This is a genomic window from Paenalicyclobacillus ferrooxydans (assembly GCF_001399675.1).
GTDB classification, from domain to species: Bacteria; Bacillota; Bacilli; order Alicyclobacillales; family Alicyclobacillaceae; genus Alicyclobacillus_B; species Alicyclobacillus_B ferrooxydans.
Map to the genome: position 1 here is coordinate 45,506 of NZ_LJCO01000019.1, position 25,862 is coordinate 71,367.

The window sequence follows — 25,862 nt, forward strand, 5'->3', positions numbered from 1 at the left end:
CTTCTTCACTCGACGAACGCCTGCTGTTCGAGGGGCGTTTCCACCGAAAGGCGGCTGTCGAGTTTCGGGCGAACAAACCATGGTCCTTTCATAGCAAAGATACTCGGGATGAACAGCATTTCTCCGACAGTTACAATCCAGAACCATAGGGTCCATCCCATCAGAGCGGCCACCACAATCGGTGCAACAACGGATAAGATGGCAACCATCACACGTACGGAAAGCCCAAATACCCCCCAGCCAGTAGCTTGCAACGATGCCTTAATGTCTTCCAGATTCTCGGAAAACAGCGCCATCCACGGGGCGTACGCAATACCCATACAAGCCCCGAGAATTGCACCTGTCAGTTCAATCTTCCCGATGGATGGATGAGTGCCCATCATGTTGATGAAGTAAATCAACGTTGCAGCCGTTGTCACGGCCCCGACAAACGAGACAATCTTACGCAGTTGCAGCTTATCAGAAATGTAACAAGCAGCAATCATCACAACGAGGTTGAGTAGCCAAAAGTACTTCATAATGGATGCCGCAGTGGCGGCTGAATAGCCAAACTCCTGCGTAATCATCGTGGAACCGAAAATCGTTAAAGTATAGTAAGCGCTGAGCCAGAATGTAATGCCAAGCAAATGTGCCCAGATATGAGGTGCGCGCAGCAACTCGCGTGTACGCCCTGGATCACCGGCGTGCGTTTGCTCTGGTTTTCGGCGCCCGTTGACAGTAACCAAGCTTGCCGTGGAGTGAATCACTTCCGCACGCAGCTGAGGAGAAATGTCTGAGATACTGAACAAGACGATGAACGAAAGGACCAGGGAGATGGTGCCGTTCAGCCAAAACTGAGATTGCCACGTTCCCCAAATTGGTAACGTCCACCCCGCCAACCCTGCCGCAACAAAGCTTGAACCCACAGGGCCAAAGGTCCAAAAGGCATATGCAACTGCCCTGCCGAGACGCGGTGAAAAGTCACGGACCAAGCCCGCCGTCGCAATCACGGCACTGCCTTCCACCAATGACAGGATGACACGGTTTAGCAATAACCCCATTGGCGAGTGCACGAGGACCATGGCGTAAACGCACAGAGAACTGAGAAACAAACTCGGCACCAAAGTGTAGACACGCCCGCGTCGATCGGATAGCCGACCCGCGATGTACGCTGAAAATGCCCCCGCTATGGTTGACACGGCAACAATTAATCCATACGTCTTCAGGGTCATGTGAAGGTCTGAGAGCAAGAGAGGTACGACAGATGACATCTGCGATTCATAGTTCGCAATGATGTTGGCCATCAAGGCCACAATGAGGAGCCAAACACGCCTTCCCCCGACTGGATAAGCTCTTAACTCCCGGAGATAAAAAGGTCGATTCATCACAATCCTCCTCTAAAAGAAAGCGGTTTCACACAGGCCCTGACTGTATCTCCCAACCACAGTCGTTATCTTTCGGCATGTTGAACTTTGGCTGCCTGCCCATCTCCACAACCCGACAGACGGTGAACTTAATGCCGATAACGGGACTGGGCAGCAAATACTGAACTACCCAACTTTAATATTATATTATTCTGAATATTGTATATGTTACACATACCAAGGGATTGTAGTCAATATGTCAACACCCTTGACTGCAACAGGTCGCTGCCATGTACAATCTCTGCAGGATGTATTATCATAGCCAACATACCCACATGGGTATGTTTCCGATTTGATGGAAAGGGTTTCTGTGTTGCACACAAGCAACAACTAGGTGCTAGAAAGGGTGTTATCTTGAACCTTGTAACGAAATGGGTACTCATCCTGATTGGGGTTGTCACACTGCTGGCGATGGTTGTGACAGCATCCCCTTCAAAGCGGGGTTCCGCGACACAGACAGCCCGACCCTACGATGGATATGCTGCGCCAGACTTTACCTTGCCCCGTCTCTCAGATGGCCAGCCGGTATCCTTATCGCAGTATCACGGTAAACCATTGTTCATTAACTTTTGGGCCTCCTGGTGTCCCCCATGTAATGCGGAGAGTCCGGAACTAGTAAAGGCCTACGCAAAATATGGCAGTAAAGTCGTATTCATCAGCATCAATGTGACCCATGACGATACCCTTGCAAACGTGAAGACGTTCCTAAAAAAATACAATGTCCCTTACCCCGTACTTCTGGATAAACAAGCCAAGGTGAGTAACGAATACAATGTTCTCGCCTTGCCAACATCGCTGTTTGTAAACAGACAAGGAATGATAGTGGCTCGATACTCCGGAGCCATTCCAAATCCTGAACTGATCTCAACCTTGCAAAGGATTGAAAAGTGATGGGTATCGTTCATACATTGCAACGCGTTCCATCTGAATATGCTGGTGCGATTATGGTTGTGCTTGGTGCTTGGATATTTCTCCGCTTGGAGCGCAATCAGCAAACCCGTGCGGCTGTATCCGAACGGGCACTCGAGTTTTTATTCACCTACATCATCATTGCCAGACTCTCCGGTTTGTTCCTTCACCCGGGTGAACTGCTTCATATGAACGTTTGGACGCTCCTTGCGCAAGCGCCCTCGCAAGGTTGGGTATATGGGCTCGTTGGCGCAGTTCTCATCGTGTTGTGGAGGATGCGGATACATAAACAGAGGGATTGGCCAGTTCTGATGGCAGCGACCAACGCTTCGCTGTTCGGCATAGCAATCTGGTGGTTGATTCGCGTTTTCATCGACCAAGGACCATTCCTTGTCCGAACCATTGGCATGCTCCTGATAACCGTGTTCTTATTGCTTTTCTCACTCCGAAAACCCTCAACTTGGACTCTGCCGCATCGAATTTGGACCCTCATGGCTGTCGCTTTGTTGCTTACATCCATCGGGTTACCGAAGATAGTGCAGCTTGGACTGTTTACTCCAGTTCAATGGTTTGCCGTTCTCATACTGTTTGCCGGGCTTGCTGCAGAAGCCGCCCTCGATATCCAAAAACAAAAGGACCCCCAGCGTCACTCAGTACCAAACAGGAACGAGTGACTGCGTAAAGGTCCAAAATCCCCCACGTCGTTGATATGAGAAGGTTATGCAGTCCAGCTGGACAGCCCGCCTTGCAGTGACCGGACATTGTAAAAGCCGCGTTCCCGCAAAAGTTCGCAAGCCTGAGAGCTGCGGTTCCCGGACCGACAGACCAACACAACTTCCTTGTTTCTATCTACTTCTTCCAGCCGGTAAGGCAAGATCCCGAGTGGAATCAACGTTGCCCCTTCAATGTGTCCTTCGCGGTATTCGTCGATCTCACGAACATCAACAATTTGCACATCATCATAGGCAAACAACTTTTGCTTCAGTTCACGAATTGTAACCTGCGGACATGACATCTCTCGCATACCCCCATCCGTATATTTCAATCTATATTTTTATACCCACGGAGGTATTGTGTCAAGTCCATATCTCCGTCCACATCTTACAATGTACGCAGGCTAAATCCACTTTCTGCGTCGAAAGATAACGAGCATGCCGACACTGAGGCTGACCATACTCAACATAATAATGATCGTGGCTGCCCACGTACGCTGATAAGGCAAAGGAACGTTCATACCGAACACACCGGTTATCAGTGTCATTGTGGCCGTCAACGTGGTAATAATGGTGAGCACCCGCATGGTCTCGTTTGTCTTAGCAGTTCCGAGCGAAGAATAGGTGTCTAGCGCGCCTTGAACCAGGTCTCTGAACACCTCAATGGAGTCGGTGATTCGTTCAAGGTGGTCTGATAAGTCCATATAATACGGGCGATTCTCGGGCCGAACCGTAAAGGTGTAGAGGGAATTGACGTTGGCAAAGATACGTCGTTGCGGGTCAATCGCTCGTCGAATCATCACAATGGTGCGTTTGAGCGCAAGAAACTCCTCTGTAATCGCCAACGCTGGATTTTCATACATCTCGTCCTCAAGGTCATCAATACGTGTAGAGAGCCTGTCCACGATAGGAAAATAGGTATCCGTAATCCCATCAACGATGGAGTACAAAAGGTAATCAGGACCTTTGCTCATATTAAATGAGTCGTGGCGCGATCTTGCTGCAATCCTCCCAACAGAAGGGATAGCATGCTTGTGCACCGTAACAATGTAGGTTCCGCCCAGAAAAATATTCAGCTCTTCAATGGAGATCTCCGGTTCACTGTCTTCGTTGTATTTCAAAGAGTGAAGCTCGAAGAAGTCATACCCGTCATATCGATCAACCTTCGTTCGAGGTGATTCGTGAATACAGTCCTCAACAGCCAAAGGGTGAAAACCAAACTCCTCTGCCACAGCCATGATCTCATTCGGTTCCCAGTTATAGATATCCACCCAAAGCATGGATTGCGGATTCTCCGAAACGCGCTTCATGTCCTCAATTTCAATGTCATGTTCCAAAGTCTCTGTCTCAGCATTGTAAAGGTATGTCTTGATCATGCCGCACCCCCTTTCCACACCGGCGGCTGCAATTTCACGACATCATAAAAGTGGCAGCACCCGCAGGGTGAAACCACCCAGCAGACGCGTTCATCCGCGGATCTCTTAACACTCCATTCGTCGGCTTATCACTCATTGGGGAGATCTGTTCGTCGATGTTTCACTCGGGGAACGATGGCGCATGCAAGTGCATATCGCTCGACAACGTAATCAGCATAAGGGGAAGGTGTTCCACACCCGGCCAAGATTTCAAGGAATCTGAAGGCCTCTTCGTTTTGTCGCCTTTGGTTACAATGGCGACAAGCGCAGAGGAGATTCACCGGATGATACACGCCACCCTCCGAATACGGAATGATGTGATCAACAGTGTCTGCCGGCTGTCCGCACCACAAACACGTAGCGTGATCGCGACGAAACACAATATCACGATACCGCGCATTGAGTTCTGGTGCGTCGTAGAGCCAGAGTGTACCTGCATCATCAAAATAAGCCCTGGATGCGGCGACCTCTTTCTCGGCCCGCTCGGTTGTACAAGGCGTAAGCACTTTTCCTCGCGCGCTTCGAACAGGAGTGACAGACCCCAGTTTTAGCTGATATCCACAATGAAGGCATGCGTAATTTGCTGTTTCAAGATCGCGGATTCTCCAGTACCCCTTACACCGCGGGCACATGCCGAGCGATCCAGTCATGCTGGCTCACACATCCTCTTCGGTGTCCAGGCCTTGGGTGTCCGGGTCTTGGCTATCGATGTCGGTAATCAAATGAATTGGTTTGATATATGGACTGGTCCATTGAGGCACACCCTCAGTAGCGGTCCCTTCTCCCAGATCCTCAGACCAGTCGCCCGTCAGATCGCGAGCCTGCTCCTCAGACCTGTCCTCAGGTGCTCCGTCAGACGATTCGTCAGTGGCAAAGCTCTCGTTGGGTAACTCCTGATCCATGCACAGTCCCCGCTTCCCCATCATGTCGAATTTATACGGCATTAGTATGTACCATCCATTCCGTTCAATTCGACTGAGCCTCCATGGTGCACTCAGGTACACTCAGGAGATTGACTGTACCAAAGGTAAGAGTGCGGCGCCTATCACCCCGGCGCGCGTCCCTAATTGAGCTGGTAAAACGCGAACTCTAGAGAACGCGTTGCTTCGAAAGTGATTTTGGTCAATGGACTGTTGTAGCGCTTCAAACAGTGGTTCACCAATCTGAGCGACCCCGCCGCCGATAACAATCACCGACGGATCGAACATGTTCACAACATTGACCAGTCCAACACCAAGATACCGGTAAACATCGTCCAAAATGGCACGTGCACCACTATCTCCTTGCGCCGCCAACCTCGCCACAGCGCTCGCATTCAGTTGCGCGCCCAGTCGTTCCTCAGCCATGCGAGCGATTGCTGTACCTGAAGCTAGCACCTCGAGACAGCCCCGATTGCCGCACCGACAGAGCGGACCATCCAACGCGATAATATGGTGTCCCACTTCCGCCGCACATCCGGATGCTCCCTGGCGTATCTTTCCGTCCAGTATCACTCCCCCACCAATACCAGTGCTAATCGTAAGGTACACCATGTCGCGATAACCGGATCCCGCTCCAAAGCGTAACTCCGCAAGTGCTGCCGCATTTGCGTCATTATCAAGAAAAGTAGGTAGATGTAAACGCCGTTGCATTTCTGCCTGCAGAGGAATCCGGTCCCATCCTGGAAGGTTCGGTGGACTGTAGACCATGCCTTCCCTCGGGTTTAGCGGACCCGGTGCACCGATACCCACACCGATGACACTTGATACACCGCTAGACGATAGTACGGCCTCCACTGTATTCACTATTCTGTCCAGCACTGCCTCAGGGCCTTGCTCAGCTTTCGTGAGGACATCTGCTGATTCGATGATTTGACCGTCCGCATCCACGACGGCTGTGGCAATTTTCGTTCCCCCGACGTCAATTCCTACTGTGTACACAAAGTCACATCCTTGTTTCAGTTGCCATCTGGATGTTGCTAAACCAATGGGCAATGCAATGAGCCTGGTGAGATACCCTTTCTGCACTGCTGTCATAACTTCCTCTTGCAGGAGTCTTTCGAAAGGGCCCTTTAACGGAACTTAGTTCCGCTGTTGCCGCACATGGACAAGCGGGTTACGGCTCCCACCCGTCGTAAAGTGGTTTTGTAAGCAACGCGATTACAATCTATCCATTACGTAGTGTTGAAATATGAATAGAAGGGAGCAGCGGTATGCTGCTCCCTTTCATCATGAGCGATCAATGAAAAATTTTGCAAGCTGCAATGGGTCACTCGAAGTCACTCGAAGTCACTCGAATTTATAAGCGCGCTGAAGCTTTGACAGCTTCGACACGGTCACTCCGTTTGGAGAACCAAGCGGTGATAATCGGCACTAGGATGGATGTCACAATGACGGCCGCAGCGACCTGGACTGTCGCGGTTGCTGCAATCCCTTTGTACCCAGCGTAGACAGCTGCCACAGCGACTGGAACCGCTGCGGCGTTACCTGCAGTGGAAGCAGCTGCAATGCCGCCAAGACCAGTACCACCAGTCAGCTTGTCCAGCAAAACGAGTACGATACCGGTGATAATGACCACAGCGAGTCCAAGCAGCAGACCAGAAAGTCCAGCTGACAACACATTCTTCAGGTTAATGCCAAACCCGAGTGCCAGTGCAAACAACGGGATGAGTACACCTTGTGCTTGACTGAGAAACTTCCGCATATCCAGGTCCAGGTTTCCAAGCACCATTCCGATGACAAGGGGCAGAATGGCATATACGAAAGCCATAGCCGGGAACGCTGCGAGACCCGCGATTCCGAGGATCAACATTGTGAAAAATGGGCCAGATTCAAGTGACATGATAGAGTACGCCGCAACGTCTTCAGCTCGTTTGCCGAACTGGCCCATGAGAGCCATGTAGAGGCCGCCGTTGGTATCGGAGAATGCTGCAACGATTGCGAGCGCTGACAACCCAAGTATCATGTGGTTCTGATCGGGCACTGTGAACTTGATGAGCAGGCCGATAATCGCAGCGACGGCGATTTTACCCAGCCAGAGCGAAACACCTTTCTTCAAAATGTAGCCTGCTGCCTTGAATTCAATGGTAGAGCCGAGAGAGATGTAAAAGGCAGCCAGCAGCGCTGATGCACCCATAAACAAACCGCCTGTAAACGAGCTCTTGAATACGGTATTGTCTGCCAAGTGCGGGAAGATGGTCCGAATGATGGCACCAATCAAGAGCGGGATAATCATCATTCCGCCTGGAACTTTGTCAATTATTTTCTTAATCGGCATACACAAGTCCTCCTTAGATGTCCTGCTGATTACACTGGTTGTTGATTCTGGTGTGAGCTTGTTCCAAATGTAAGCACTTCCCAGAAGCGCTTACATGAAGATCCAAGTAAGGTGACGCAAAAGGTCTTGGGAAGGGACTGGTCTCCCCTTCCCAAGGAGCCCCCTGAAGGGGGCGAACAGGCTTCTGCTTTACTGGGCACTTCCTGAAAGGAAGTCTGCAGCCACTAGTACGGACTCAATCATGCTTTGCTCTCTCGCAATACCCTTTCCTGCGATGTCAAAGGCTGTGCCATGGTCGACAGATGTCCGTAAAATTGGCAGGCCCAGCGTCACGTTGATGCCAGTATCGAAACCAAGCATCTTGATAGCGATATGACCCTGGTCATGGTACATAGCAATCACCGCATCAAATTCGCCGTTTGCTGCCCGTGCGTAGATCGAGTCTGGCGGCCACGGTCCACTGATACTGATGCCAGCTTCTTTCGCTTCTTCGATGGCCGGAACGATTTCTTTCTGCTCCTCATCTCCGAACAGCCCACCTTCGCCAGCGTGGGGATTCAGGCCTGCCACCGCGATGCGAGGGTTCTTCACCCCGAACCTTTCGAGGGATTCCGCCGTCAATCGGATACGCCCGAGCACACGATCCTTAGTCGCCATCTCGATTGCTTGTTTCAGGCTTACGTGGGTTGTGACGTGAACGACCCGAAGCGCTTTATTCACAAGCATCATGGCTGAGCTTGGCGATCCCGATAAGGCGGCCAAAGCTTCCGTGTGCCCAGGGAACTTGATGCCTGCCATCTTCCAAGCTTCCTTGTTCAGCGGTGCTGTGCAGATAGCATCGATGGTGCCATCAACCGCAAAACGCACGGCTTGTTCAAGGTAGTCGTACGCACACTGGCCTGCTTCTGCGCTCAGCTGTCCCCAGGGTAGTCCTTGCGGGACATTGCCGAGATCGAGCACCTCGATGACTCCTAGCTCGTACTTTGCTTCAGCCACGGTTTGGATGCACCGGATAACAGGCAAAGATGACAGCTTTCCAGTCCCTTTTAGGATGGTCGCTGCTTCTGTTAATCTCGATGCGTCACCAATAATAAAGGTGTTCACGCGGTCAGTAACTTCAGGGCTGAGCGCTGTCAAAATACAAATTTCGGGTCCAACACCAGCGGGGTCGCCCATGGTCATTGCGATGATTGGTTTTTTCAACGTATTTCATCTCCATACTCATGTAGTCAACGTTTCAAATTGGGGATGGGGTGGTCAAAAACCGTGCAGCTTGCTCCAAGGCATCTGCATCCCCAAATCCACCTGCTTTGGATATCAACGGGATGTTCCCGTGTGGTGTCTCCATGACACTCCATGGCATCCCGGAAACGACTTCACCTTCTGGCCAGATGGCCGTTGCAGACAATGCCTCGCAGATGGCAAGCGCAGTGTCACCACCGGTAGCTGCAAAGCCAAAGCTGATTGCGTTATCGACACCGTGTATCTGTGTGACCCACTCCAAAACCACTTCTGCCAGGTCGCTCTCAAAGCTGCCGGGGATATCCGATTCGCGCACAGCACGCTGTTCTGACAAGGTGACTCCGACAACGTTGGTTGGTGAATGAAGCAATTTTTGTTTGGCTCGAAGCATCTCTTCATCGTGCGTCGATACATCCGCCAAAGCCACAGGCTGCATTTCAACAATCGATGCACCCAGTGAAGACGCGGCGTACTCCAACTGAACGTGTGCCGTGGGATTCGCGCTGCCGACTGCGAGCAGAACGCGGTTGCAAGTGGTGATATGGGATTTGCTGGCGCGTTGAACCAGTTGATCTTCGTAGGCGAAAGTGACACCGTCCGCACCGACCCAAAGTGAAGCCAAAGGCTTTGCCAGACCTGCAGAGCCACATGGGAGCACCCGTGGATTCTCAGCAATCGCTTCTGCAATGACCACCAGGTCTCTGTCGGTCTCAGCATCTGCTACAACGATGACCATGTCCTCGGCAATCGACTCCAGGAATCGTGCAATCGCAGCGGGTCCCTGGTTCACGACGCCGAGACTCAGGTCGATGACCGGCAGACTCGTGGTAGTGCGAAGAATGTCTGAAATCCTGTCCGTCGTCACGGGGTTTCGCGGGTCTCTGGCAAAAGCAGTTTGGCTGATGGGAAGCCCATTGACGAACAGCTCTCCATCTCGAACGGTTCGACCGTTGGCGGGAAAAGCAGGGGCGACGACTGCGATGCTGCGTCCCAGGCCTCTCAGTGCAGCCTCCATCTCGCTTCCAATATGCCCACGAAGGGTAGAATCAATCTTCTTGTAAACAAAAAAGGACTCTTGCAGCGTCGATGCTAACTGCTGGCCTGCCGTAAAGACTCGCTGCACCGCCATTGCCTCATCAATGCTCCTGCTTTCTGCATCGAACACTTGAACCACATCCTGTCCAAGAGACAACATCCAAGGTACTTGCGAGTTGAACGTCACGCGAACCCGGTGAGATACGGTACGGAAGTAGTTCGCTGCATCAGCGGCCCCGGTCAGGTCATCGGCGATCACAAAGACAGGTTTTCTACTCATATCGGATCACCGTTTCCTTTCTCGGCTTAGCCGGCATTTTCGGGTGAGGTCTCAACAACCTCTAACCCGCTTTGCAAAAGGGTGTCTCGAAACACCTTGGGTACAAAGTCTGTCACAATTACATCCACCGACGAGAGTGGAGCAAATGCTTCCAGACCAGAATCACAAAACTTGTCGTGGTGGGCGAGCAGAACCGTCTTTCGTGCGTGAGCCAATGCTGCCAGCTTTACCCCATACGTCGCCGGATTTAGATTGAACAATCCTGCCCGCACGTCAACACGCGCTGATGAGAGAAAATAGATACTCGAACCGTGACGACTAAAGTACTCTTCTGTTTCTTGACCAAACACAGCTGCCATGGCGGGCACGTATAAACCCGGAGCCACGTGAACATGAATTCCTCGCTTGGCCAACGGTTGAAGGACCGCAAGGGAATTGGTATAGACCAGCACTTCGGGTGGCAGATAATACGCCACGTGAGCGACTGTCGATCCGGAGTCCAGCACCACAACATCTGAAAACTGCGCCATCCTTGCAGCCTCTGCTGCGATGACACGCTTTTCTTGCCACCCTTGCTGAGATCGAACGTCAAAGACAGGGCCGAATTCGTCGTCCACGCCCGTTCGGAGCATTCGACCTGCTTCGTTTGGTTGATAGTTCATTTGATTTGCGATCTCGAGGATACGCTGTGCCAGCTCCTTATCCCGAGTGGGCACACCGTTTAAGACGCGAGAGACTGTCGACAAAGACGTGCCGACTTGGCGAGCGATGTCCTTGATCGTCACCATTTGTATCACCCCACAAGTACTGAACACGTTTTCTGCAAACGTATTCAGTTGCAGAGGCAATGATACTACCAAGCCGTCAGTTTGTAAATAGGTTCGTCAAACATGAATCCAACATGTAAAGGCATGCCGATTTGATATCGGCATGCCTTTACAAAGAATAACCCCGTGGTTTTTTGGCTCTCAAAACACAATCAGACCCCGGTTACCCAGTGGAGGATGGCCCATGCGAATGCGGCGACGGCAACAGCTCCTGCAATCCACAGTGCCCATCGGCCAGGTTTCGAATCTGTCGACCCCGTGCCAAGTGTCACCAAGTCGACATGCGGATAGACACTCTCCAGTTCCACTTTTGGTAAGGTATCCATCACCGATTCTTCGACCTTCGCCCCCCGCCGCTTGATGACTTTCACATCGCAAAGGTCATCTCCTACGTAAGTGACGATACCCTCGGCTCCAGCAATCGGACTGCTGGCCGTCGAGCGTACGCGCACCCGCATCCCTGCCTTTAAGCGGACGGTCTTTCGCTTCACAACTTCTTCACCTCGAACGCCTCTCGGATGAGATGCCAGTTTTGCGGGAAGCTGTTGCCAAGAACCCAGTAACTGATACCGCGCAGGCCAAACTCATAGACCAGGTTCATTTTCGTGGCAGCACTCAAAGCATCGTCAAACCAGACCTCACGCTCCCCTTGTGCACCCTGATATCGGAAGTACGGGGAAGCCGATTCTGCATCCCACTCAATTGGTTTCTGTTCCTGTTGCGCAAGGTTTTGTGCGCTGTTATTGGACACCCCTGACGCAAGCCGCCCCTTTTGCCAGGGTATCTCCCAATCGTAGCCGTAGAGTGACATACCCATCAAAATTTTGGACGGTGCAATCACGGATGTTGCATACTTCAGCACAGCCCTTACCTGATCATATGGTGCGATGGCCATCGGTGGTCCTGTTGTCGCCATCAGGCAACAAATGTTCACGATCGGGTTGCTCAAACCGGTAACTGATGGACAGGTAGTGGCCGTCCACCTGCACCTTCTCAATGCACTTTTGCAGCAAAGCCCGCACAATCCGCAGTTGGTCAGCCTGACCGTTTGGGGGACAGCCCGGCGGAACAGATAACAGTCGCAGCATTCCTTTCTGGAAGAATGGGCTGCCATCCCCACTCTTCGCGGCCTGTTCTCTCCCTTCCATCGGGGTGGACTTTACTCGTCGCTCCAACGACGCAATCTGCGCTCGATATACTTCGTTCATCGTCACAAACTGAGCTCTGGATATGGACCCAACCACATACTCTTCAAACAGCAACTGTGACACCTTCAGGATGTGATCCCGTTCCTCAGCCGCGTGTCTCATCTGGCGGTCAAGATCCGGAATATCTCCTGCTGTCGGGTCATCGGTTTTCGTATCATGAGTACCGTCTGCATCCGGGCGGGCATCGATTGCTGCATCTGTAGGCCCTGGCGGCCTTTCACTGCCGAAGAGGTCATCTCGCAGTTGTCTCAGCACCAACGTCTCAACTTCATCCGCTCTGATAAAGGGCTGCTTACATTGAGATCTGCCGCAGACGTTCTGCTTGGCACAGTGGTAATAACGGATCCCTCGAGAGTTGTACTTCACAACCATACGGTTGCCGCACCGACAATACAGAATTCCACGACTGAGCAGATGGAGTCCACCGCTTCGGCCCCGTACCTCTCGACGACTGGCCAGCGTCGCAGAAACGGCTTCAAACGTCCCTCGATCCACGAGCGGAGGATGCGCATTTTGCACCTGAACGAGTTGTTCTGGGTTCGTAACTTGACGTGCGACTTTCCGACGTTCCAGGATATCGGCATTGTCTCTCGGCGGAGCAATGGTTCGCTCCCTGCGCCCGTAAAGGACATCACCGACGTAAGCAGGATTTTGTAAGATCCGTGTGACCGTTCGCGCATTCCAGCGGTTTCCCGATTTCGTACGTTCACCGCGATGATTCAACAATTTCACGATGCTGCGAGCACCGTGTCCACACAGATAGAGATGGAAAATCTCCTGAATGAGGTGTGCACGAACAGGATCAATCTCCAGATGTTGCGTTCGTTTGTTCAACACGTAGCCGTCTGGCGTTTTTCCATTCCACTTTCCGGCTTTCGCTTTTTGCGTTGCACCCATCCTTACACGAATTGCCGTTTTCTCTGACTCAGCTTGAGCCAGGGCACTGTGAATCGTGAAGACGAATTCAGCGTTATCACGCTGACTATCAAAGTTCTCCTCCAGTGATAAGACGCGTACCCTCGACGCAATCAGTGTGCGAAGCATAATCAAGGCATCAACTGTATCGCGTGCAAAACGAGAGATGCCCTTAAAGAGCACCACGTCAAATTGATGGTCTCTGGCATCCCGAATCAAGCGCTGGACTTCGGGGCGCTTGACCATACTTGTACCTGTAATCGCTTCATCCACATACACCAATGCGTCGAGAACAACCCACTCCTGGCCATCCTCAATGCTGCGTCGTTTTGCTATCTCCCGACAAAATTGAATTTGATGTTGCGTGGAGTCTCCTCTCGCCTGAGATTCGTCGGAAACACGTGCATAAATCGCACACCTTTTCATACCTCGTCAGCCCGGTCGAGGAGAGCGGCGGGCTGGCAGTTCGCCCATCGTTGTAATGGAGCTGACGGGTCAGTCTGGAAGTACAGCTCTAACAGTTGCAGCAACTCCGGCTTGAGTGTGACTAATGGGACGGTGCCGTAGGACACGTCTGACACCTTGAGCTTCTGACGTGGCATATCCATCACCTCATGAGATGGATATGCGTACTCGGATTGTCTACTTTCTTGCCCGCCCACCCACTCAGCCCTGTCCGAGCGTAACCTACGAAGTACGTTCAAATCGAAATGGAGGGATTATGAATGGGTGTTTTCGGTGGATATACACGTTGGGCTGTGGTGTTTCTGATTATTTTCGTACTGTTTGTATTGATTGCACCTGCAGCAGGAGTTGGCGCTGCTGGCGCAGTTGGTGCCGGTGCGGCTGCAGGGGCATACTAAGCACAAACAAAGTCAACATCCAGGGGCGTGCCCAAGTGGCACGCCCCAGCTGTTGAGGAACTCAGTTCCTCTAAATCCTTCGGAGTCGCCACGAGTCCGTCTGCAGAGGAACTCAGTTCCTCTAAATCCCTCCGAGTCGCCACGAGTCCGTCTGCAGAGGAACTCAGTTCCTCTAAATCCCTCCGAGTCGCCACGAGTCCGTCTGCAGAGGAACTCAGTTCCTCTAAATCCTTCCGAGTCGCCACGAGTCCGTCTGCAGAGGAACTCAGTTCCTCTAAATCCCTTCGAGTCGCCAGGCGTCCGTCTGCAGAGGAACTCAGTTCCTCTAAATCCTTCGGAGTCGCCACAGGTCCGTCTGCAGAGGAACTCAGTTCCTCTAAATCCTTCGGAGTCGCCACGGGTCCGTCTGCAGAGGAACTCAGTTCCTCTAAATCCCTTCGAGTCGCCACACGTCCGTCTGCAGAGGAACTCAGTTCCTCTAAATCCTTCCGAGTCGCCACGAGTCCGTCTGCAGAGGAACTCAGTTCCTCTAAATCCCTCCGAGTCGCCAGGCGTCCGTCTGCAGAGGAACTCAGTTCCTCTAAATCCTTCGGAGTCGCCACGAGTCCGTCTGCAGAGGAACTCAGTTCCTCTAAATCCCTCCGAGTCGCCAGGCGTCCGTCTGCAGAGGAACTCAGTTCCTCTAAATCCCTCCGAGTCGCCAGGCGTCCGTCTGCAGAGGAACTCAGTTCCTCTAAATCCTTCGGAGTCGCCAGGCGTCCGTCTGCAGAGGAACTCAGTTCCTCTAAATCCCTCCGAGTCGCCCTTTCTTTTTTATTTCAAACGACTGTGACAGGATACATAGTGATACGTCTAATATTCAGATCTAAGAAATGGTTTTGGCAGCGGCCACAGGATCGTGCCTGATTCAATGCCTGATTCAATGCCTGATTGGCACCGTACTGGGATTCGTTGCTGTAAGAGACGAGGTGGTCTACCTTCAATGAACGATTACAATAACGCTGAAGAAGCGATTCGGGAACTGTTTCGCCTCTACGCAAATGACGTGTTTCGCTACGCCAGACTGGTGCTTGGCAGTCATACTGAAGCGAAAGATGTTGTTCAGGATGTATTCCTGAAAGCATTTCGAGCGTGGGGAGATTTCCGACAAGAGTCAAAAGGCCGAACTTGGCTGCTCCACATCACAAGAAATCATGTTTTTGATCTTTTGCGGAGGAAGCGTACCGAACGGAACTACATCGAGTCATATCAAATGCCTGTGCTGAGAGACGAAACCGTTTCAGTTGAGATCTTAATGGTCTTGGAAGCATCGCTGTTGAAACTCAAACCGACATATCGAGACGTTTTTATCTTGCGTCACGTTGAAGAACTAACGGTGACAGAAACCGCACAAATCCTCAACTGGTCAGAAGGCAAAGTACGTACAACCGATTATCGAGCACTTGCAAAGTTACGGGAACTCATGCAGTCCGATGTGGAGGAGGTGAAGGTGGGCCATGAATTCTGAGCGTGAAACGTTAAAACAATACGAGGTTCTGTCTCAAATAAAACTCTCAACTGACGATCAGCAAGAAATCTGGGCAAAGATTGCCGAGGGGATGACTCGTGCACAACCTACAATGAAACCAAAGACGAGGAAGCCGTGGCCTAGTGTCGCCGCAGCAGCCGCTGCAGCCGTAGTCGTCGTGGGTGCCGGGTTTGCCGCCTTCGCCTTGTCCCACCGTCATCTCACGCAATCACCTCCTTCTGGTCCAACAACAGCTGCACCTCATGCGGTCTCCAATGCGATTCTTGCCAAGACGGCAGCACCAGGTCACTCGGGACAAATGGTAGAACTGGTTGACATCAAGGGTGAGTACAAGAACAACACGACGCTCGGTCCGTACCACGGCCCAAACTGGACCGGACAGTTTAAACTGCGACTTGTTTCACCAGGGGGACAAATTATTTCAGAATACCGGCTCCCTAGTTTCTACACCGTCTTTACGTCCAATCGTATCCAGCTCCACTTTGCCGATTACAATGCTAACGGATTGTCTGATTTCGCACTCGGGCAATATGTGAGCAGCAATGGCTTTGCGTACAACATCTTTGAAATCGGCCCAAAAGGCATTCAACAGGTGCCTGTGAAAAATGGGCCATTCTATGCATCTGTTCACACCTACTCGCCCACATTTCCTCTCGGTAATCCGACGGGGGTTCAGCCGACGGGGTTTCAGGTGCAGCAGTACGACAATTCAACGGCTTCATCAAGAATCGTGACTTACGTCTGGCGAAACGGCCAGTTTGAGCCCGCTGACCCCTCTGGTGCAGCGCCCACTGGAACATTTAATTATCTCGACTATCTTCCTTTTATTCCGCAATTGCCAAATTACACAGGAGGAGCAAAGCTGACGCACACCCAGATAACACGTTACCTGAACACGCCGCAAAACGGCGATGCGGTGGACTATACAGCCGTGTATGGAGCTGCCTTCTCCTTGTTCGAGGGCCGTCAGGATCAGGTGCACCTAGCTCCGATTGCTGCACCAAAGACGAACATTACGATTGGCAGTATCCACGCAACGATGCAGAAGCATGATGGCGGAGAGAGCATTCAGTTTGTCCAAAATCACATTTTGTATCTTGTGAGTACCATCAACAGTGGCATGTCACTGACAGACCTTAAAAAGGTCATCTCCAGCATCGGCGTGCCTGCGACCGGCATACCAGATGTCATCAACATGTCTAACTCCGGACCAACGGCTGCCCAGGAACTAAGCTTTCACCCCATTTTGCCTGGTCAGTTCTATACGCCGAGTGGCTACTCCCTCAGCGATCAAGTAGCGGAAACCGATATCGTCAAGGGGGTCAAGACCGAAGCATTTTACATGACCTACCGTAAGGGGCAGTCGTACATTACCGTCAACCAGTCAATTGACCAATCCTTATCAAGCACGGGGGCCAACTTTAACACCAACCAGGTGTATCAGCCCACGCAGATCCAGGGAATCACGGTGTACATGCAGCACAGCAACTTCATGCAGCCTGAAGCTGGATTCGAAATCCCCCGCAAGGGTATTTGGGTCACTCTGGATACCAATGTGTCCGCAGCGGAAATCACGAAGATTGTGACTTCTCTCGTTGCTTCTGCCGGGCAGTTGAAGTAAGACGGTTCTAACGCAACCAGGGACACCACTACGGTGTCCCTGGTCTTGTTTTGACAGTGCAACATTCGTTATTTCGCCTGTCAGCCCGCTGTTTCTGCGCCAAGAATCAGGAGCTGCTGATTCACGGTGTCAAGCGCGAGCGAAAGCTGATTGTCGACGAAAAAGCGAAGCCCAAACAATCCAGCATCGCTGAAGCTTGGGTCGACAATGCACGGCACATTGCCAAACGCTTGTCCCCCGATGACGAGGTTACACTCCGACCGATAGGCACTTGCCGTACCGCCAACACCGCCGATTTGAATTGCTCCAAGATTAGGCAATCCGAGTGATTGCGCCACCTGGGCATTAAAGGTCAGTTCAAAAGCACCTGTATCTAAAATCATATTGGATACTGTTCGTCCGTTCACATCCAGGTTAAAGTAAAATGCATCATTCTGGATGGAGCCTGGAATTGCAGCAAGTTCAGTATAGGTAGCCATTCCACATCACCTTTCCACAGAAGATTTTTTGGAACGGTGTAGCGTATGTGCTGCCTGTACTGACCGAAAGGGACATGCCACCAGGCCCAGGCATTCCAAGCGAATGACTATACATGGTCTGGAAGCTTTCAACAATTAAAATGAACAATGTACACCCTCGAAGCTTGTTGCGTCAATCCTCATACTCAACATTCTACCTGTTCAGTTCCCACGAGATAAGTTCATCGGATCGGCTGACTTCATGCAAACCCGTCTTTTGCAATACCCGAATGGATGCAAGGTTGTCTTTCAAGCACTGCGCGGTGACCTTTTTGACGCCCGGCTGCTGAAAAGCCCACTCGACCATTGCTCTCGCCATCTCTGTTGCATATCCGTTTCCTTGGTAGGCCGGGATGACGTCATACCCGATTTCAATTGTCCCACTTTCATCTGGTGCTGATTTAAATCCCATCGATCCAATGACAATGCTGTCCTCACTGTGTATGATGATACCGCTCCAATTCCCTACACTTAGGTCATTTCGAAGGTCTACCCGCAGCTTCGGCAAGACGTATAAGCTCACGGGCTCATTTGGAAAATCGTCAGGGATGACAGCTGAGAGGTTCTGGCTGAGCTGTTCCTTATCGAAGAGGGCTGCATCAACGCGCTCGATTGTCCACGATGCCATCCACAAATGCTTTGTACGAATTTCCGGCATGTGGTCACACCACCTTTCCAACCCACGCCTGCGCTTGTGCAAGTTCCGGATTTGTCAGTCCGTGACCACTATTGGAAAAGTGCACTGTAACATCTGCCCCCGACATTTTTAACAGTGCTGCAAGCCGTTCGCTGTTTTCAGGCGCAATGATAGGGTCCTGACGGCCACACTGCATGAGCACCTTTTTGCCCTGAAGGTTGGGATATTCCTCCGGTTCGAGCGGAACCATTGCCCGAAGCAACACGGCACTCGAGAAGACTTCTGGCTCAAGCAGCAAGATACTTGCCGCTATGTTTGCACCATTCGAATATCCAACCGCAGTCAAACGTGCACGGTTCAGTTCATAGGTCGAAGCAGCCTCGTCAATAAAGCGCGCTAGTTCATGTGTGCGAAAAATCAAGTCCGCTTCGTCAAAGACACCCTCTGCAAGTCGACGGAAGAATCGAGGCATGCCGCCTTCGAGCACTTTGCCTCGAACGCCGAGCAACGCTGCTTCGGGTGCAAGGAACTGACCGAGTGGTAACAGGTCTTCCTCGTTGCCCCCCGTCCCATGCAGCAAAACAAGAGTTGTGTCATTGCGGCCCGTCTTCGACGGGATGAACCTGTGAATAAAATCGGCCATCTGTTTCACCTCAGTCAATCGGCTTCAGGTTAGCAACAATCTCCGCTCTGCGGGGTTCGAGAAATGGGGGCAATACCACTGTTTCGCCAAGGGTCTCCGGATTCTCATCCACCGCAAAACCAGGGCCGTCAGTCGCAATTTCAAATAAAATGCCGTTCGGCTCACGGAAGTAAAGACTGCGAAACCAGTACCGGTCTACCTCACCACTGTTCGGAATCCGATACGAACGGATATGACGAATCCATTCATGGTACTCTTCGTCAGTCGGAGTCCGAAATGCAACATGATGTACACCCCCTGCCCCCAGGCGGGCAGGGCCTAAGGAAGGTTGTTCTGCAACGTGTAATTCAGCATGAGCGCCCCCGTCCCCCATCTCATAGACGTGGACAACCCCTTCTTCAGGGTGTGCGTAATGGCGCACTTGTCGCATATGGAGAACCTCGGTCAACAGGAGATCCGTCATCCGCAGGTCGGGTACACTCAGCATGATTGGGCCTTGACCGCGAATTTGATTTGCCGCCGGCACCAGGCTCTTGTCGTACGCTTCGTGCGGGTCCCCTGCGCCTCCATCGTCGACGAGTGCGAGCCGCTGCCCTTCCGGGTCTTCAAAAAAGAGTGTTGCACGCCCATCGAGCTCCGTAATACCATGATGGAGAACCCCATGCTCGGTCAACCAATCTCCCCACCACGTGAGTGCACTATGTCCATTTACCCGCAGATAAGTCCGGATGATACTGTGAGTCCCTCTTTGCTCCCGAGGAATATCCCAATCAAAAAAGGTCAGATCATTCCCTGGCATGCCTCTTTTGTCCCCACTGTAAAACAGGTGATATGCACTGACGTCATCCTGGTTCACACTTCGTTTCACGAGCCGCAGTCCCATTGTTCCGGTGTAGAACTGATAGTTGTTTCGAATCTGTGCCGATACAGCCGTAAGGTGGTGAATCCCGGTCAGGTTCATCTCCACTGTGTCTTCCCCCTGTTCCTGTTTCCCCCGATTAAACCAGCTTCCGTGGTGGCATAACTGTGTGATGGCAGGATCGCTCCACACCTTCAATAAACAGCATAAACTCGAAAATCACGTTTTGCATCTTTTCTACGTTCCAGCAGAAGTATGTAAAAGGATGCAGAAGTATGTAAAAGCCTTATGAAACACCTATGCATTTTCAAATCGTCTCTGTGCTGGATTATCTCGGTCTCTGCTTCGACAGCCCACGGTTGCCCCTTGTCCACAATGACTAGATGCGTGGGCGGCGATTCAACACGCCGCCCACCCCTGTTTCAGCTTGGCCGTTCTTTGTGCGCCATACTCCTGCTGAAACGAAAGCGCCTCCCAGAAAGCATCGGACAGCACCTGCGACAGCTCAAAATAGCGCTCTGTAAAATAGCTATTGCCTGTTGGCTGTTTTGAAGTGTCTCTGTTTTGAGGCGTCTTTTGAGGCGTCTAGTGTTTTGGAGTGTCTCTGTTTTGATGCGTCTAGTGTTTCACCGCGCAGCGGTTTGGTCCGATCTCAAGCTCCGACTCCTCCACTGGGGAAGGCGTCAGTTGTCCGCGGTTGATGGCGATGATGGTCTCATGATTGGGCGGAGTCACGCCGACGTTGCCAACCGCCATCTCGACGAATTGGGACTCATCTGTCATATGCAACATCGGATTCTCCGCTCGAATATCCCGAAGTGTTTCACCGACAAAGCCATTTTGGTTAATCTCTCGAAAGTCTGAGTAATGCCCGGGCAAGACCATTAAATCGTCCGGCAGATGTGCAATGGTCGTACGAACCGTTTCAAACATTTTTTGCGCCATCTCTCGTGCTCGGCCTTTGAGATCGGATCGCCCCAAACCACTCACGAACAACGTATCGCCGGACAAAAGGTATTGATCGTCTACCAAAAAACAGGTGCTTGCGAGCGTGTGCCCCGGTGTACGAAGGCTGATGACCTTGACGGTTGAGTCGCCAAACGAGATCGACATCCCGTCTTCAAGCGGAGTGTAGGAAAATGTCGCACCTTCGGCTTCGGGCGGAGCAATGAAGTAGTCCGCGCCGACAGCCTTGGCGAGTTCCACGCCACCGGAAATGTGATCGGCATGCAGATGGGTATCAAACACATATTGAATGCGCAGGCCTTTTCGTTTCGCAAAATTGATGTAACGGTCGATATGGCGCCCTGCATCAATGACAATCGCTGCGTCCCCCGAGACGACGAAGTAGGACAGACAACCCTTGGCCAGCCGCATCATCTGATAGATGGTTAGTTTCTCAGATTCAACAACACGAACGGGCTCATAAAACTCAGACCATGCTCCCATGCCTCCCTCGAGAAAGACAGCTTGGTAACCTTCTGCCGCTAGCATTTGTGCCGCTTCTTGTGCCGCTATCCCTTTCGCACACACGGTCACTACTTCCCGCTCTTTCGGAATCTGAGTGAAGTGCTTCACACCGTATTGCTGCAACTTGCTGTTTTGAATGTTCACGGACTGCACCTTTGCGCCCTGAATGCGCCACTCATCATAGGCACCGCTGGCACGAACATCGAGGATCACGGCACCTTCATCCGAATCCATACGCTGTTTAAGTTCGTCAGCTGTAATTGATTTTGGCATGAACTTTAACCTGCCTCTCTTCGAGCTCTGTTACGAACCATGTGTCTCCCGCAACAAGATACCTCTTCGTCGTCCATCATTCGATCCGATTCGTTTAATACCCACCATAAAATACCCCTTGCGGTATCCGTCCATACCCGTCTTCCAGAGGAACCGAGGCCCTCGTCAACATACCTATGCGGGTATATATGGTGTACAGGCCTCATATATTGAATCGTGTTTTTTTCGTACAAGACAGGCAATGAAGGGGCGATCACGATGAGCTTGGCGTTGTTCACTACACTACTCTCCATCGGTCTCGTTGGTTCGTTTGTATCTGGCATGTTGGGAATCGGAGGGTCCATCGTCAAGTATCCTTTGTTGTTGTACATTCCCCCTGCCCTCGGCCCTGCCATGTTCTCTACTCACGAAGTATCTGGCATCAGTGCGGTCCAAGTTCTGTTTTCCAGCATTGCAGGCGTGCTCGCTTATCGAAACGATCGTGTACTCAATACCAAACTGATTGTATACATGGGGTCGTCGATTCTCTTTGCGAGCTTTTTCGGGGCTTATATGGCGAAGTTCATGCCTGAGGGTTCTATCAATCTCGTCTACGCCGTGTTGGCCACTGTTGCAGCGATTATGATGTTTGCCCCAAAGTTGGAGTCGTCTCCATCTCTCGACAGGGATGTCTCGTTTAACATCCCCGTTGCTGTTGGGTCTGCTGCTATCATCGGCTTTTTCTCGGGGATTGTGGGGGCAGCCGGCGCCTTCATTCTCGTGCCTGTGATGCTGCTGGTGTTAAAGATTCCGGTTCGGATGACGATTGCATCCTCTTTGGCGATCACGCTGATTTCGTCGATCGGATCGACCGCAGGTAAACTTCTCTCCGGTCACGTCCTGTTTGGTCCAGCGCTCATTATGATTTGGGCAAGTATTTTGGGTGCCCCGCTCGGAGCAAAAGTAGGAAAGCGGATCAACACGAAGGTACTGCAGTGGATACTTGGTGTCCTGATTGTCGCGACCAGCGTTAAGATATGGCTAGACATCGCTCTGTAGAGGATCCAGTGCGCCCGCACTGGGAGCACTGGGAGCACTGGGAGCACTGGGAGCACTGGGAGCACTGGGAGCACTGGGAGCACTGGGAGCACTGGGAGCACTGGGAGCACTGGGAGCACTGGGAGCACTGGGAGCCGTGTTGCTGGGCTAGGGAGCTTTGTTTCAGAACGGCTGTTGCAGTTTGTTGCCGGAACGCTTTGTTGCAGCTTATGTTGCACAAAGGCGGCGTTCGGTGGTCCTCTGGCCTGCAATTTACTGTTTGCTGTCATCCTGAGGACATGAGAATTGATACCGGATCGTGACCTGTTTTATGCCATTAGGTCCAGCAGACGCACAAACAGACTCGACAAACAAGCGCAAGGTTTCCCTGGCGAGACCGATGCTTTGTGTTTGTTGATACAAAACCTCCGGATCAAGGGCAGCCAACAGACGTTGGCGAATCATACCAGGTTGATTCCCGTCCAGGTTGTTGCCGGCGAGCCGTTGCCGAATTTCACCGGCCGATTGCTGCAGGGACTGAATCCGGATCTGGATGTGCTCATTCATTCCTCGGAACTGTTCATCAAGAAATCTTCCATCGGTGTATTCATCAAAGAGCCTTTGCGACTTGGCAAGTTGTTGACGAAGACTGTGTTCAACCCTTCGCAACTGATCCTGTAAGCTTTCATTCTCTTGGACTGGCAGTGACAGATCATCGAACGAAACACTGTTTAGCACATCAGCACGTACGCGTTGCAAAACCAGACGTTCCAAATCAAGGGCGCGAATATGGCCGCTTCTACACGCACTTCCGCCCGATTCATGCTGTTTTCGGCAGCGATAATAGGCAGTACCTGCACGATTGTAAGTGATGGTCATACTTGCCCCGCATGTGCATCGAAGGAGGCCCTTTGTAAGCAGATATCGATGTCTAGCGGGTCCTGGTGTCGTGCGACGCTGCCCCATCAGTGACTGTATCTCTTGAAAGAGTGTCCTCGGTATAATGGCCGGATGTGCGTCGTTGCAGACTACTGTCTGCTCCGGATCGTTGACCCAGACGGCGCGCTTTTTGCGCAGCAACGGATCGGACTCGTCAGGGAATGCTGTGTGAGTTTCTCTGCGGCCATAAACGACATCTCCCATGTAAACAGGGTTTTTCAGAAGCCGGGAAATGTTCCGCTGTGTCCAGAGTTTGCCGTTTGGCGTATAACGGCCTGCACTGTTCAGGGCATCTGCGATCCGTCGAACACCAAGCCCGCTCACGTACATCGAAAATATCTCGCGGACGATGATGGCTGTGGATTCGTCAATGCGAAGGTGCTTCGTTTCGTTATCAAGCAGATAGCCTATCGGCACTGCTCCGTTCCACTTGCCCGCTCGGGCTTTCTGCGCTGAGCCTACACGTACGCGAATGGCTGTTTTCTCCGACTCTGCCTGAGCGAGTGCGCTATGAATGGTGAAGATAAACTCTGCGCTGTCTCGTCGGCTGTCAAAGTTTTCTTCCATGGAGATCACGCGAACACCGCATGCGGTGAGTGATCGTAACATCAAGAGGGCATCGACCGTGTCACGGGCAAAGCGCGAGATACCTTTGAACAAAACGACCTCAAACGCATTCTCTCGCGCCTGGCTGATCAACCGTTGCACACTCGGGCGCTTGACCATACTTGTACCGCTAATACCTTCATCCACATAAACGAATTCATCCGGGGTAATCCAAGATACGCCTTCCTCTGCACTGCGCCTCCTTGCTTGTTCCTTGCAGAACCCAATCTGGTGCTCAATCGAGTCACCTTTGACCTGAGTCTCATCCGACACGCGGGCATAAATGGCACAAATGGTCATCTGATTTCTCCATCCCCGGTCGGGTGTTGAACGGGGGCCGCAGTTGTCCCGCGTTGTTCCACGGGTTGCACAGGGGTCGCCATCGGTCGGCGTTGTTCCACGGTATGGACGGCAAGCAGATGGTGAACGTAGAGCTCCGTCCATTGCTCCGCCAATTCTTGCAGGCTCGATTGCCCATATTCAACACTCGCAATGACAATCTTGCTCTCCCTCATACGTCACACCTCCCCGTACATGCGTATGACAAAAGCGGTTGTCCCCTTGCCATAAGGATGCAACCGCTCATACATCGTTCCAACATATTTCTGTGTGTAAAGCATATTGTCTAGGTGCAGCGATACTTTTCGGATACGGAGCGTGCTGCTTTGCGTCTCGGTTCGGGCAACGTTGCCTCGTTCGAGGCACACCAACCACGCTCTACTTCGTGATGATAACAGGACAGTTCACATGCTGGACAACATGCCGACTGACACTGCCGAGTACCAATTCTGAGACTCGCCCTAAGCCACGGCTGCCCATAATCACCATGTCGTAATGACCATTGTTGGCAATCTCACAAATCTGGTGTGCAGGGTCACCTTTTCGCGTGATAACCTCACAACGAATTCCCGCATCTCGCAACTTTTCCGCCACACTGTGTACCACCTCGTGCCCTTCACGCTCAACCTCATCTTCGATATCAATAGTCACGTCGTAGTTGTCCATCATTGGGGGGGTGTGATTTATGTGAAGGAGTGTGACAGACACACTCGCCTTCAGGTTGTGTATGAGGGTAATTGCTGTTTTGACTGCATGAATTGAGTGGTCTGATCCGTCAATTGGAACTAGAAACCGTTGATACATATCCTATCGCTTCCTCTGTCATATGATTTCTTAGTCGAAGCATGGCACGACAAGTGCATATCTCGGAGCGACTTAACGGATCGCCAGAACACCGATTAAGTCGGCGGCAGCGACTACGCAGCCCCAAATGGCGGGGCATCGCCCGGGCTTAGTCGGCGAAACCGACTTAAGCCGCAGAAAATGAGGAGTTAAGTCGCTCGGAGCGACTTAACGGATCGCCAGAACACCGATTAAGTCGGCGGCAGCGACTTAGCAGCCCCAAATGGCGGGGCATCGCCCGGGCTTAGTCGGCGAAACCGACTTAAGCCGCAAAAAATGAGGAGTTAAGTCGCTCGGAGCGACTTAACGGATCGCCAGAACACCGACTTAGTCGGTGACAGCGACTACGCAGCCCCGAATGGCTATCCGTCGCCCGCGCTTAGTCGGCGAAACCGACTTAAGCCGCAGAAAATGAGGAGTTAAGTCGCTCGGAGCGACTTAACGGATCGCCAGAACACCGGCTTAGTCGGTGACAGCGACTTAGCAGCCCCGAGTGGCCGGGCA

Annotated in this window: 29 protein-coding genes; 7 read left to right on the forward strand and 22 right to left on the reverse strand. The window is 52.0% G+C overall.

Annotation, left to right across the window (positions count from 1 at the left end; all coding sequences use genetic code 11):
* Positions 1-5: 5 nt before the first annotated feature.
* The gene (locus AN477_RS04810) at positions 6-1,364 is read right to left on the reverse strand and encodes an MFS transporter (protein WP_054968037.1); all 1,359 of its coding nucleotides are present in this window, start codon (positions 1,362-1,364) and stop codon (positions 6-8) included.
* Between the two features lie 393 nt (positions 1,365-1,757).
* On the opposite strand from AN477_RS04810, the gene AN477_RS04815 reads away from it, so the two are divergent.
* Together AN477_RS04815 and AN477_RS04820 are read left to right on the forward strand one after the other, a co-directional pair.
* The gene (locus AN477_RS04815) at positions 1,758-2,294 is read left to right on the forward strand and encodes a TlpA family protein disulfide reductase (RefSeq protein ID WP_054968038.1); all 537 of its coding nucleotides are present in this window, start codon (positions 1,758-1,760) and stop codon (positions 2,292-2,294) included.
* Complete coding sequence (locus tag AN477_RS04820) at positions 2,294-2,986, forward strand: hypothetical protein (RefSeq protein ID WP_054968039.1); 693 nt, start codon at positions 2,294-2,296, stop codon at positions 2,984-2,986. The genes AN477_RS04815 and AN477_RS04820 overlap by 1 nt, the downstream gene beginning before the upstream one ends.
* A 44-nt stretch (positions 2,987-3,030) precedes the next feature.
* Here AN477_RS04820 and AN477_RS04825 read toward each other — a convergent pair whose 3' ends face one another.
* The 13 genes from AN477_RS04825 to AN477_RS04885 form a co-directional block, all read right to left on the reverse strand.
* Complete coding sequence (locus AN477_RS04825) at positions 3,031-3,327, reverse strand: rhodanese-like domain-containing protein (protein ID WP_245631721.1); 297 nt, start codon at positions 3,325-3,327, stop codon at positions 3,031-3,033.
* A 102-nt stretch (positions 3,328-3,429) separates the two neighbouring features.
* Complete coding sequence (locus AN477_RS04830) at positions 3,430-4,401, reverse strand: magnesium transporter CorA family protein (RefSeq protein WP_054968041.1); 972 nt, start codon at positions 4,399-4,401, stop codon at positions 3,430-3,432.
* Between the two features lie 128 nt (positions 4,402-4,529).
* The gene (locus AN477_RS25825) at positions 4,530-5,090 is read right to left on the reverse strand and encodes an HNH endonuclease (protein ID WP_054968042.1); all 561 of its coding nucleotides are present in this window, start codon (positions 5,088-5,090) and stop codon (positions 4,530-4,532) included.
* Between the two features lie 6 nt (positions 5,091-5,096).
* Positions 5,097-5,384: a hypothetical protein gene (locus AN477_RS04840; RefSeq protein ID WP_054968043.1), complete on the reverse strand. Its 288-nt coding sequence runs from the start codon at positions 5,382-5,384 to the stop codon at positions 5,097-5,099.
* Between the two features lie 60 nt (positions 5,385-5,444).
* Positions 5,445-6,455 carry an ROK family protein gene (locus AN477_RS04845; RefSeq protein WP_054968044.1) on the reverse strand — a complete coding sequence of 337 codons (1,011 nt, stop codon included), beginning with the start codon at positions 6,453-6,455 and terminating at the stop codon, positions 5,445-5,447.
* A 262-nt stretch (positions 6,456-6,717) separates the two neighbouring features.
* Complete coding sequence (locus AN477_RS04850; RefSeq protein ID WP_054968045.1) at positions 6,718-7,695, reverse strand: 2-keto-3-deoxygluconate permease; 978 nt, start codon at positions 7,693-7,695, stop codon at positions 6,718-6,720.
* A gap of 189 nt (positions 7,696-7,884) precedes the next feature.
* Complete coding sequence (gene pdxA, locus AN477_RS04855; RefSeq protein ID WP_245631722.1) at positions 7,885-8,898, reverse strand: 4-hydroxythreonine-4-phosphate dehydrogenase PdxA; 1,014 nt, start codon at positions 8,896-8,898, stop codon at positions 7,885-7,887.
* A gap of 34 nt (positions 8,899-8,932) precedes the next feature.
* Complete coding sequence (locus AN477_RS04860) at positions 8,933-10,252, reverse strand: four-carbon acid sugar kinase family protein (RefSeq protein ID WP_054968046.1); 1,320 nt, start codon at positions 10,250-10,252, stop codon at positions 8,933-8,935.
* 26 nt (positions 10,253-10,278) lie between these two features.
* A complete protein-coding gene (locus AN477_RS04865; protein ID WP_054968047.1) occupies positions 10,279-11,040 on the reverse strand; it encodes a DeoR/GlpR family DNA-binding transcription regulator in 762 nt (253 codons plus the stop codon).
* A 191-nt stretch (positions 11,041-11,231) separates the two neighbouring features.
* Complete coding sequence (locus tag AN477_RS04870) at positions 11,232-11,570, reverse strand: hypothetical protein (RefSeq protein WP_054968048.1); 339 nt, start codon at positions 11,568-11,570, stop codon at positions 11,232-11,234.
* Positions 11,567-11,974, reverse strand: a complete 408-nt coding sequence (locus AN477_RS04875) for a glycosyl hydrolase family 18 protein (protein ID WP_245631723.1) — start codon at positions 11,972-11,974, stop codon at positions 11,567-11,569. Before AN477_RS04875 ends, AN477_RS04870 begins: the two co-directional genes overlap by 4 nt.
* Positions 11,955-13,628, reverse strand: coding sequence for a recombinase family protein (locus AN477_RS04880; RefSeq protein WP_054968050.1), 1,674 nt, complete (start codon positions 13,626-13,628; stop codon positions 11,955-11,957). The genes AN477_RS04875 and AN477_RS04880 overlap by 20 nt, the downstream gene beginning before the upstream one ends.
* Positions 13,625-13,804: a hypothetical protein gene (locus tag AN477_RS04885; RefSeq protein ID WP_054968051.1), complete on the reverse strand. Its 180-nt coding sequence runs from the start codon at positions 13,802-13,804 to the stop codon at positions 13,625-13,627. The genes AN477_RS04880 and AN477_RS04885 overlap by 4 nt, the downstream gene beginning before the upstream one ends.
* A 123-nt stretch (positions 13,805-13,927) precedes the next feature.
* Here AN477_RS04885 and AN477_RS24945 point away from each other — a divergent pair, with 123 nt between their 5' ends.
* From AN477_RS24945 to AN477_RS04900, 4 genes are all read left to right on the forward strand, one after another.
* A complete protein-coding gene (locus AN477_RS24945; protein WP_169787841.1) occupies positions 13,928-14,065 on the forward strand; it encodes a hypothetical protein in 138 nt (45 codons plus the stop codon).
* Positions 14,066-14,092: 27 nt separating this feature from the next.
* Positions 14,093-14,971, forward strand: coding sequence for a hypothetical protein (locus tag AN477_RS24290; protein WP_157061818.1), 879 nt, complete (start codon positions 14,093-14,095; stop codon positions 14,969-14,971).
* Positions 14,972-15,047: 76 nt separating this feature from the next.
* Positions 15,048-15,572, forward strand: a complete 525-nt coding sequence (locus tag AN477_RS04895; protein WP_054968053.1) for an RNA polymerase sigma factor — start codon at positions 15,048-15,050, stop codon at positions 15,570-15,572.
* Positions 15,562-17,214 carry a hypothetical protein gene (locus AN477_RS04900; RefSeq protein WP_054968054.1) on the forward strand — a complete coding sequence of 551 codons (1,653 nt, stop codon included), beginning with the start codon at positions 15,562-15,564 and terminating at the stop codon, positions 17,212-17,214. Before AN477_RS04895 ends, AN477_RS04900 begins: the two co-directional genes overlap by 11 nt.
* Positions 17,215-17,294: 80 nt before the next feature.
* On the opposite strand, the gene AN477_RS04905 is transcribed toward AN477_RS04900, so the two are convergent.
* The 5 genes from AN477_RS04905 to AN477_RS04925 all read right to left on the reverse strand — a co-directional run bounded on the left by AN477_RS04905 (position 17,295) and on the right by AN477_RS04925 (position 21,614).
* The gene (locus AN477_RS04905) at positions 17,295-17,693 is read right to left on the reverse strand and encodes a retropepsin-like aspartic protease (RefSeq protein ID WP_054968055.1); all 399 of its coding nucleotides are present in this window, start codon (positions 17,691-17,693) and stop codon (positions 17,295-17,297) included.
* A gap of 193 nt (positions 17,694-17,886) precedes the next feature.
* Complete coding sequence (locus AN477_RS04910; protein WP_054968056.1) at positions 17,887-18,390, reverse strand: GNAT family N-acetyltransferase; 504 nt, start codon at positions 18,388-18,390, stop codon at positions 17,887-17,889.
* A 4-nt stretch (positions 18,391-18,394) separates the two neighbouring features.
* Positions 18,395-19,012: an alpha/beta hydrolase gene (locus AN477_RS04915; protein WP_054968057.1), complete on the reverse strand. Its 618-nt coding sequence runs from the start codon at positions 19,010-19,012 to the stop codon at positions 18,395-18,397.
* A 10-nt stretch (positions 19,013-19,022) separates the two neighbouring features.
* Positions 19,023-19,973 carry a ring-cleaving dioxygenase gene (locus AN477_RS04920; RefSeq protein ID WP_054968070.1) on the reverse strand — a complete coding sequence of 317 codons (951 nt, stop codon included), beginning with the start codon at positions 19,971-19,973 and terminating at the stop codon, positions 19,023-19,025.
* 516 nt (positions 19,974-20,489) lie between these two features.
* A complete protein-coding gene (locus AN477_RS04925; protein WP_054968058.1) occupies positions 20,490-21,614 on the reverse strand; it encodes an MBL fold metallo-hydrolase in 1,125 nt (374 codons plus the stop codon).
* A 258-nt stretch (positions 21,615-21,872) separates the two neighbouring features.
* Between AN477_RS04925 and AN477_RS04930 the strand changes: the two genes are divergently transcribed.
* Positions 21,873-22,652 (forward strand): sulfite exporter TauE/SafE family protein, encoded by a 780-nt coding sequence (locus tag AN477_RS04930; RefSeq protein WP_054968059.1) that lies wholly within the window; start codon positions 21,873-21,875, stop codon positions 22,650-22,652.
* A gap of 252 nt (positions 22,653-22,904) precedes the next feature.
* Here the strand turns inward: AN477_RS04930 and AN477_RS04935 are convergent, their stop codons facing one another.
* The 3 genes from AN477_RS04935 to AN477_RS04945 form a co-directional block, all read right to left on the reverse strand.
* Complete coding sequence (locus AN477_RS04935) at positions 22,905-24,476, reverse strand: recombinase family protein (RefSeq protein ID WP_054968060.1); 1,572 nt, start codon at positions 24,474-24,476, stop codon at positions 22,905-22,907.
* On the reverse strand, positions 24,473-24,691 hold the full coding sequence (locus tag AN477_RS24955; RefSeq protein WP_054968061.1) for a hypothetical protein: 219 nt from the start codon (positions 24,689-24,691) through the stop codon (positions 24,473-24,475). Before AN477_RS24955 ends, AN477_RS04935 begins: the two co-directional genes overlap by 4 nt.
* Positions 24,692-24,893: 202 nt before the next feature.
* A complete protein-coding gene (locus tag AN477_RS04945; protein ID WP_054968062.1) occupies positions 24,894-25,319 on the reverse strand; it encodes a universal stress protein in 426 nt (141 codons plus the stop codon).
* Positions 25,320-25,862: the final 543 nt, after the last annotated feature.

Excerpts from the sequence above, each read along its gene's own strand:
- AN477_RS04885 (WP_054968051.1), bottom strand. The coding sequence starts at position 13,804 with ATGCCACGTCAGAAGCTCAAGGTGTCAGACGTGTCCTACGGCACCGTC.
- AN477_RS04895 (WP_054968053.1), top strand. The coding sequence starts at position 15,048 with ATGAACGATTACAATAACGCTGAAGAAGCGATTCGGGAACTGTTTCGC.
- AN477_RS04900 (WP_054968054.1), top strand. The coding sequence starts at position 15,562 with ATGAATTCTGAGCGTGAAACGTTAAAACAATACGAGGTTCTGTCTCAA.
- AN477_RS04945 (WP_054968062.1), bottom strand. The coding sequence starts at position 25,319 with ATGTATCAACGGTTTCTAGTTCCAATTGACGGATCAGACCACTCAATT.
- AN477_RS04820 (WP_054968039.1), top strand. The coding sequence starts at position 2,294 with ATGGGTATCGTTCATACATTGCAACGCGTTCCATCTGAATATGCTGGT.
- AN477_RS04910 (WP_054968056.1), bottom strand. The coding sequence starts at position 18,390 with ATGCCGGAAATTCGTACAAAGCATTTGTGGATGGCATCGTGGACAATC.
- AN477_RS04915 (WP_054968057.1), bottom strand. The coding sequence starts at position 19,012 with ATGGCCGATTTTATTCACAGGTTCATCCCGTCGAAGACGGGCCGCAAT.
- AN477_RS24945 (WP_169787841.1), top strand. The coding sequence starts at position 13,928 with ATGGGTGTTTTCGGTGGATATACACGTTGGGCTGTGGTGTTTCTGATT.
- AN477_RS04860 (WP_054968046.1), bottom strand. The coding sequence starts at position 10,252 with ATGAGTAGAAAACCTGTCTTTGTGATCGCCGATGACCTGACCGGGGCC.
- AN477_RS04905 (WP_054968055.1), bottom strand. The coding sequence starts at position 17,693 with ATGGCTACCTATACTGAACTTGCTGCAATTCCAGGCTCCATCCAGAAT.
- AN477_RS24955 (WP_054968061.1), bottom strand. The coding sequence starts at position 24,691 with ATGAGGGAGAGCAAGATTGTCATTGCGAGTGTTGAATATGGGCAATCG.
- AN477_RS04840 (WP_054968043.1), bottom strand. The coding sequence starts at position 5,384 with ATGCCGTATAAATTCGACATGATGGGGAAGCGGGGACTGTGCATGGAT.
- AN477_RS04830 (WP_054968041.1), bottom strand. The coding sequence starts at position 4,401 with ATGATCAAGACATACCTTTACAATGCTGAGACAGAGACTTTGGAACAT.
- AN477_RS04865 (WP_054968047.1), bottom strand. The coding sequence starts at position 11,040 with ATGGTGACGATCAAGGACATCGCTCGCCAAGTCGGCACGTCTTTGTCG.
- AN477_RS04810 (WP_054968037.1), bottom strand. The coding sequence starts at position 1,364 with ATGAATCGACCTTTTTATCTCCGGGAGTTAAGAGCTTATCCAGTCGGG.
- AN477_RS04850 (WP_054968045.1), bottom strand. The coding sequence starts at position 7,695 with ATGCCGATTAAGAAAATAATTGACAAAGTTCCAGGCGGAATGATGATT.
- AN477_RS04845 (WP_054968044.1), bottom strand. The coding sequence starts at position 6,455 with ATGACAGCAGTGCAGAAAGGGTATCTCACCAGGCTCATTGCATTGCCC.
- AN477_RS25825 (WP_054968042.1), bottom strand. The coding sequence starts at position 5,090 with ATGACTGGATCGCTCGGCATGTGCCCGCGGTGTAAGGGGTACTGGAGA.
- AN477_RS04875 (WP_245631723.1), bottom strand. The coding sequence starts at position 11,974 with ATGGCCATCGCACCATATGATCAGGTAAGGGCTGTGCTGAAGTATGCA.
- AN477_RS04880 (WP_054968050.1), bottom strand. The coding sequence starts at position 13,628 with ATGAAAAGGTGTGCGATTTATGCACGTGTTTCCGACGAATCTCAGGCG.
- AN477_RS04920 (WP_054968070.1), bottom strand. The coding sequence starts at position 19,973 with ATGAACCTGACCGGGATTCACCACCTTACGGCTGTATCGGCACAGATT.
- AN477_RS04930 (WP_054968059.1), top strand. The coding sequence starts at position 21,873 with ATGAGCTTGGCGTTGTTCACTACACTACTCTCCATCGGTCTCGTTGGT.
- AN477_RS04825 (WP_245631721.1), bottom strand. The coding sequence starts at position 3,327 with ATGTCATGTCCGCAGGTTACAATTCGTGAACTGAAGCAAAAGTTGTTT.
- AN477_RS04935 (WP_054968060.1), bottom strand. The coding sequence starts at position 24,476 with ATGACCATTTGTGCCATTTATGCCCGCGTGTCGGATGAGACTCAGGTC.
- AN477_RS04925 (WP_054968058.1), bottom strand. The coding sequence starts at position 21,614 with ATGCCAAAATCAATTACAGCTGACGAACTTAAACAGCGTATGGATTCG.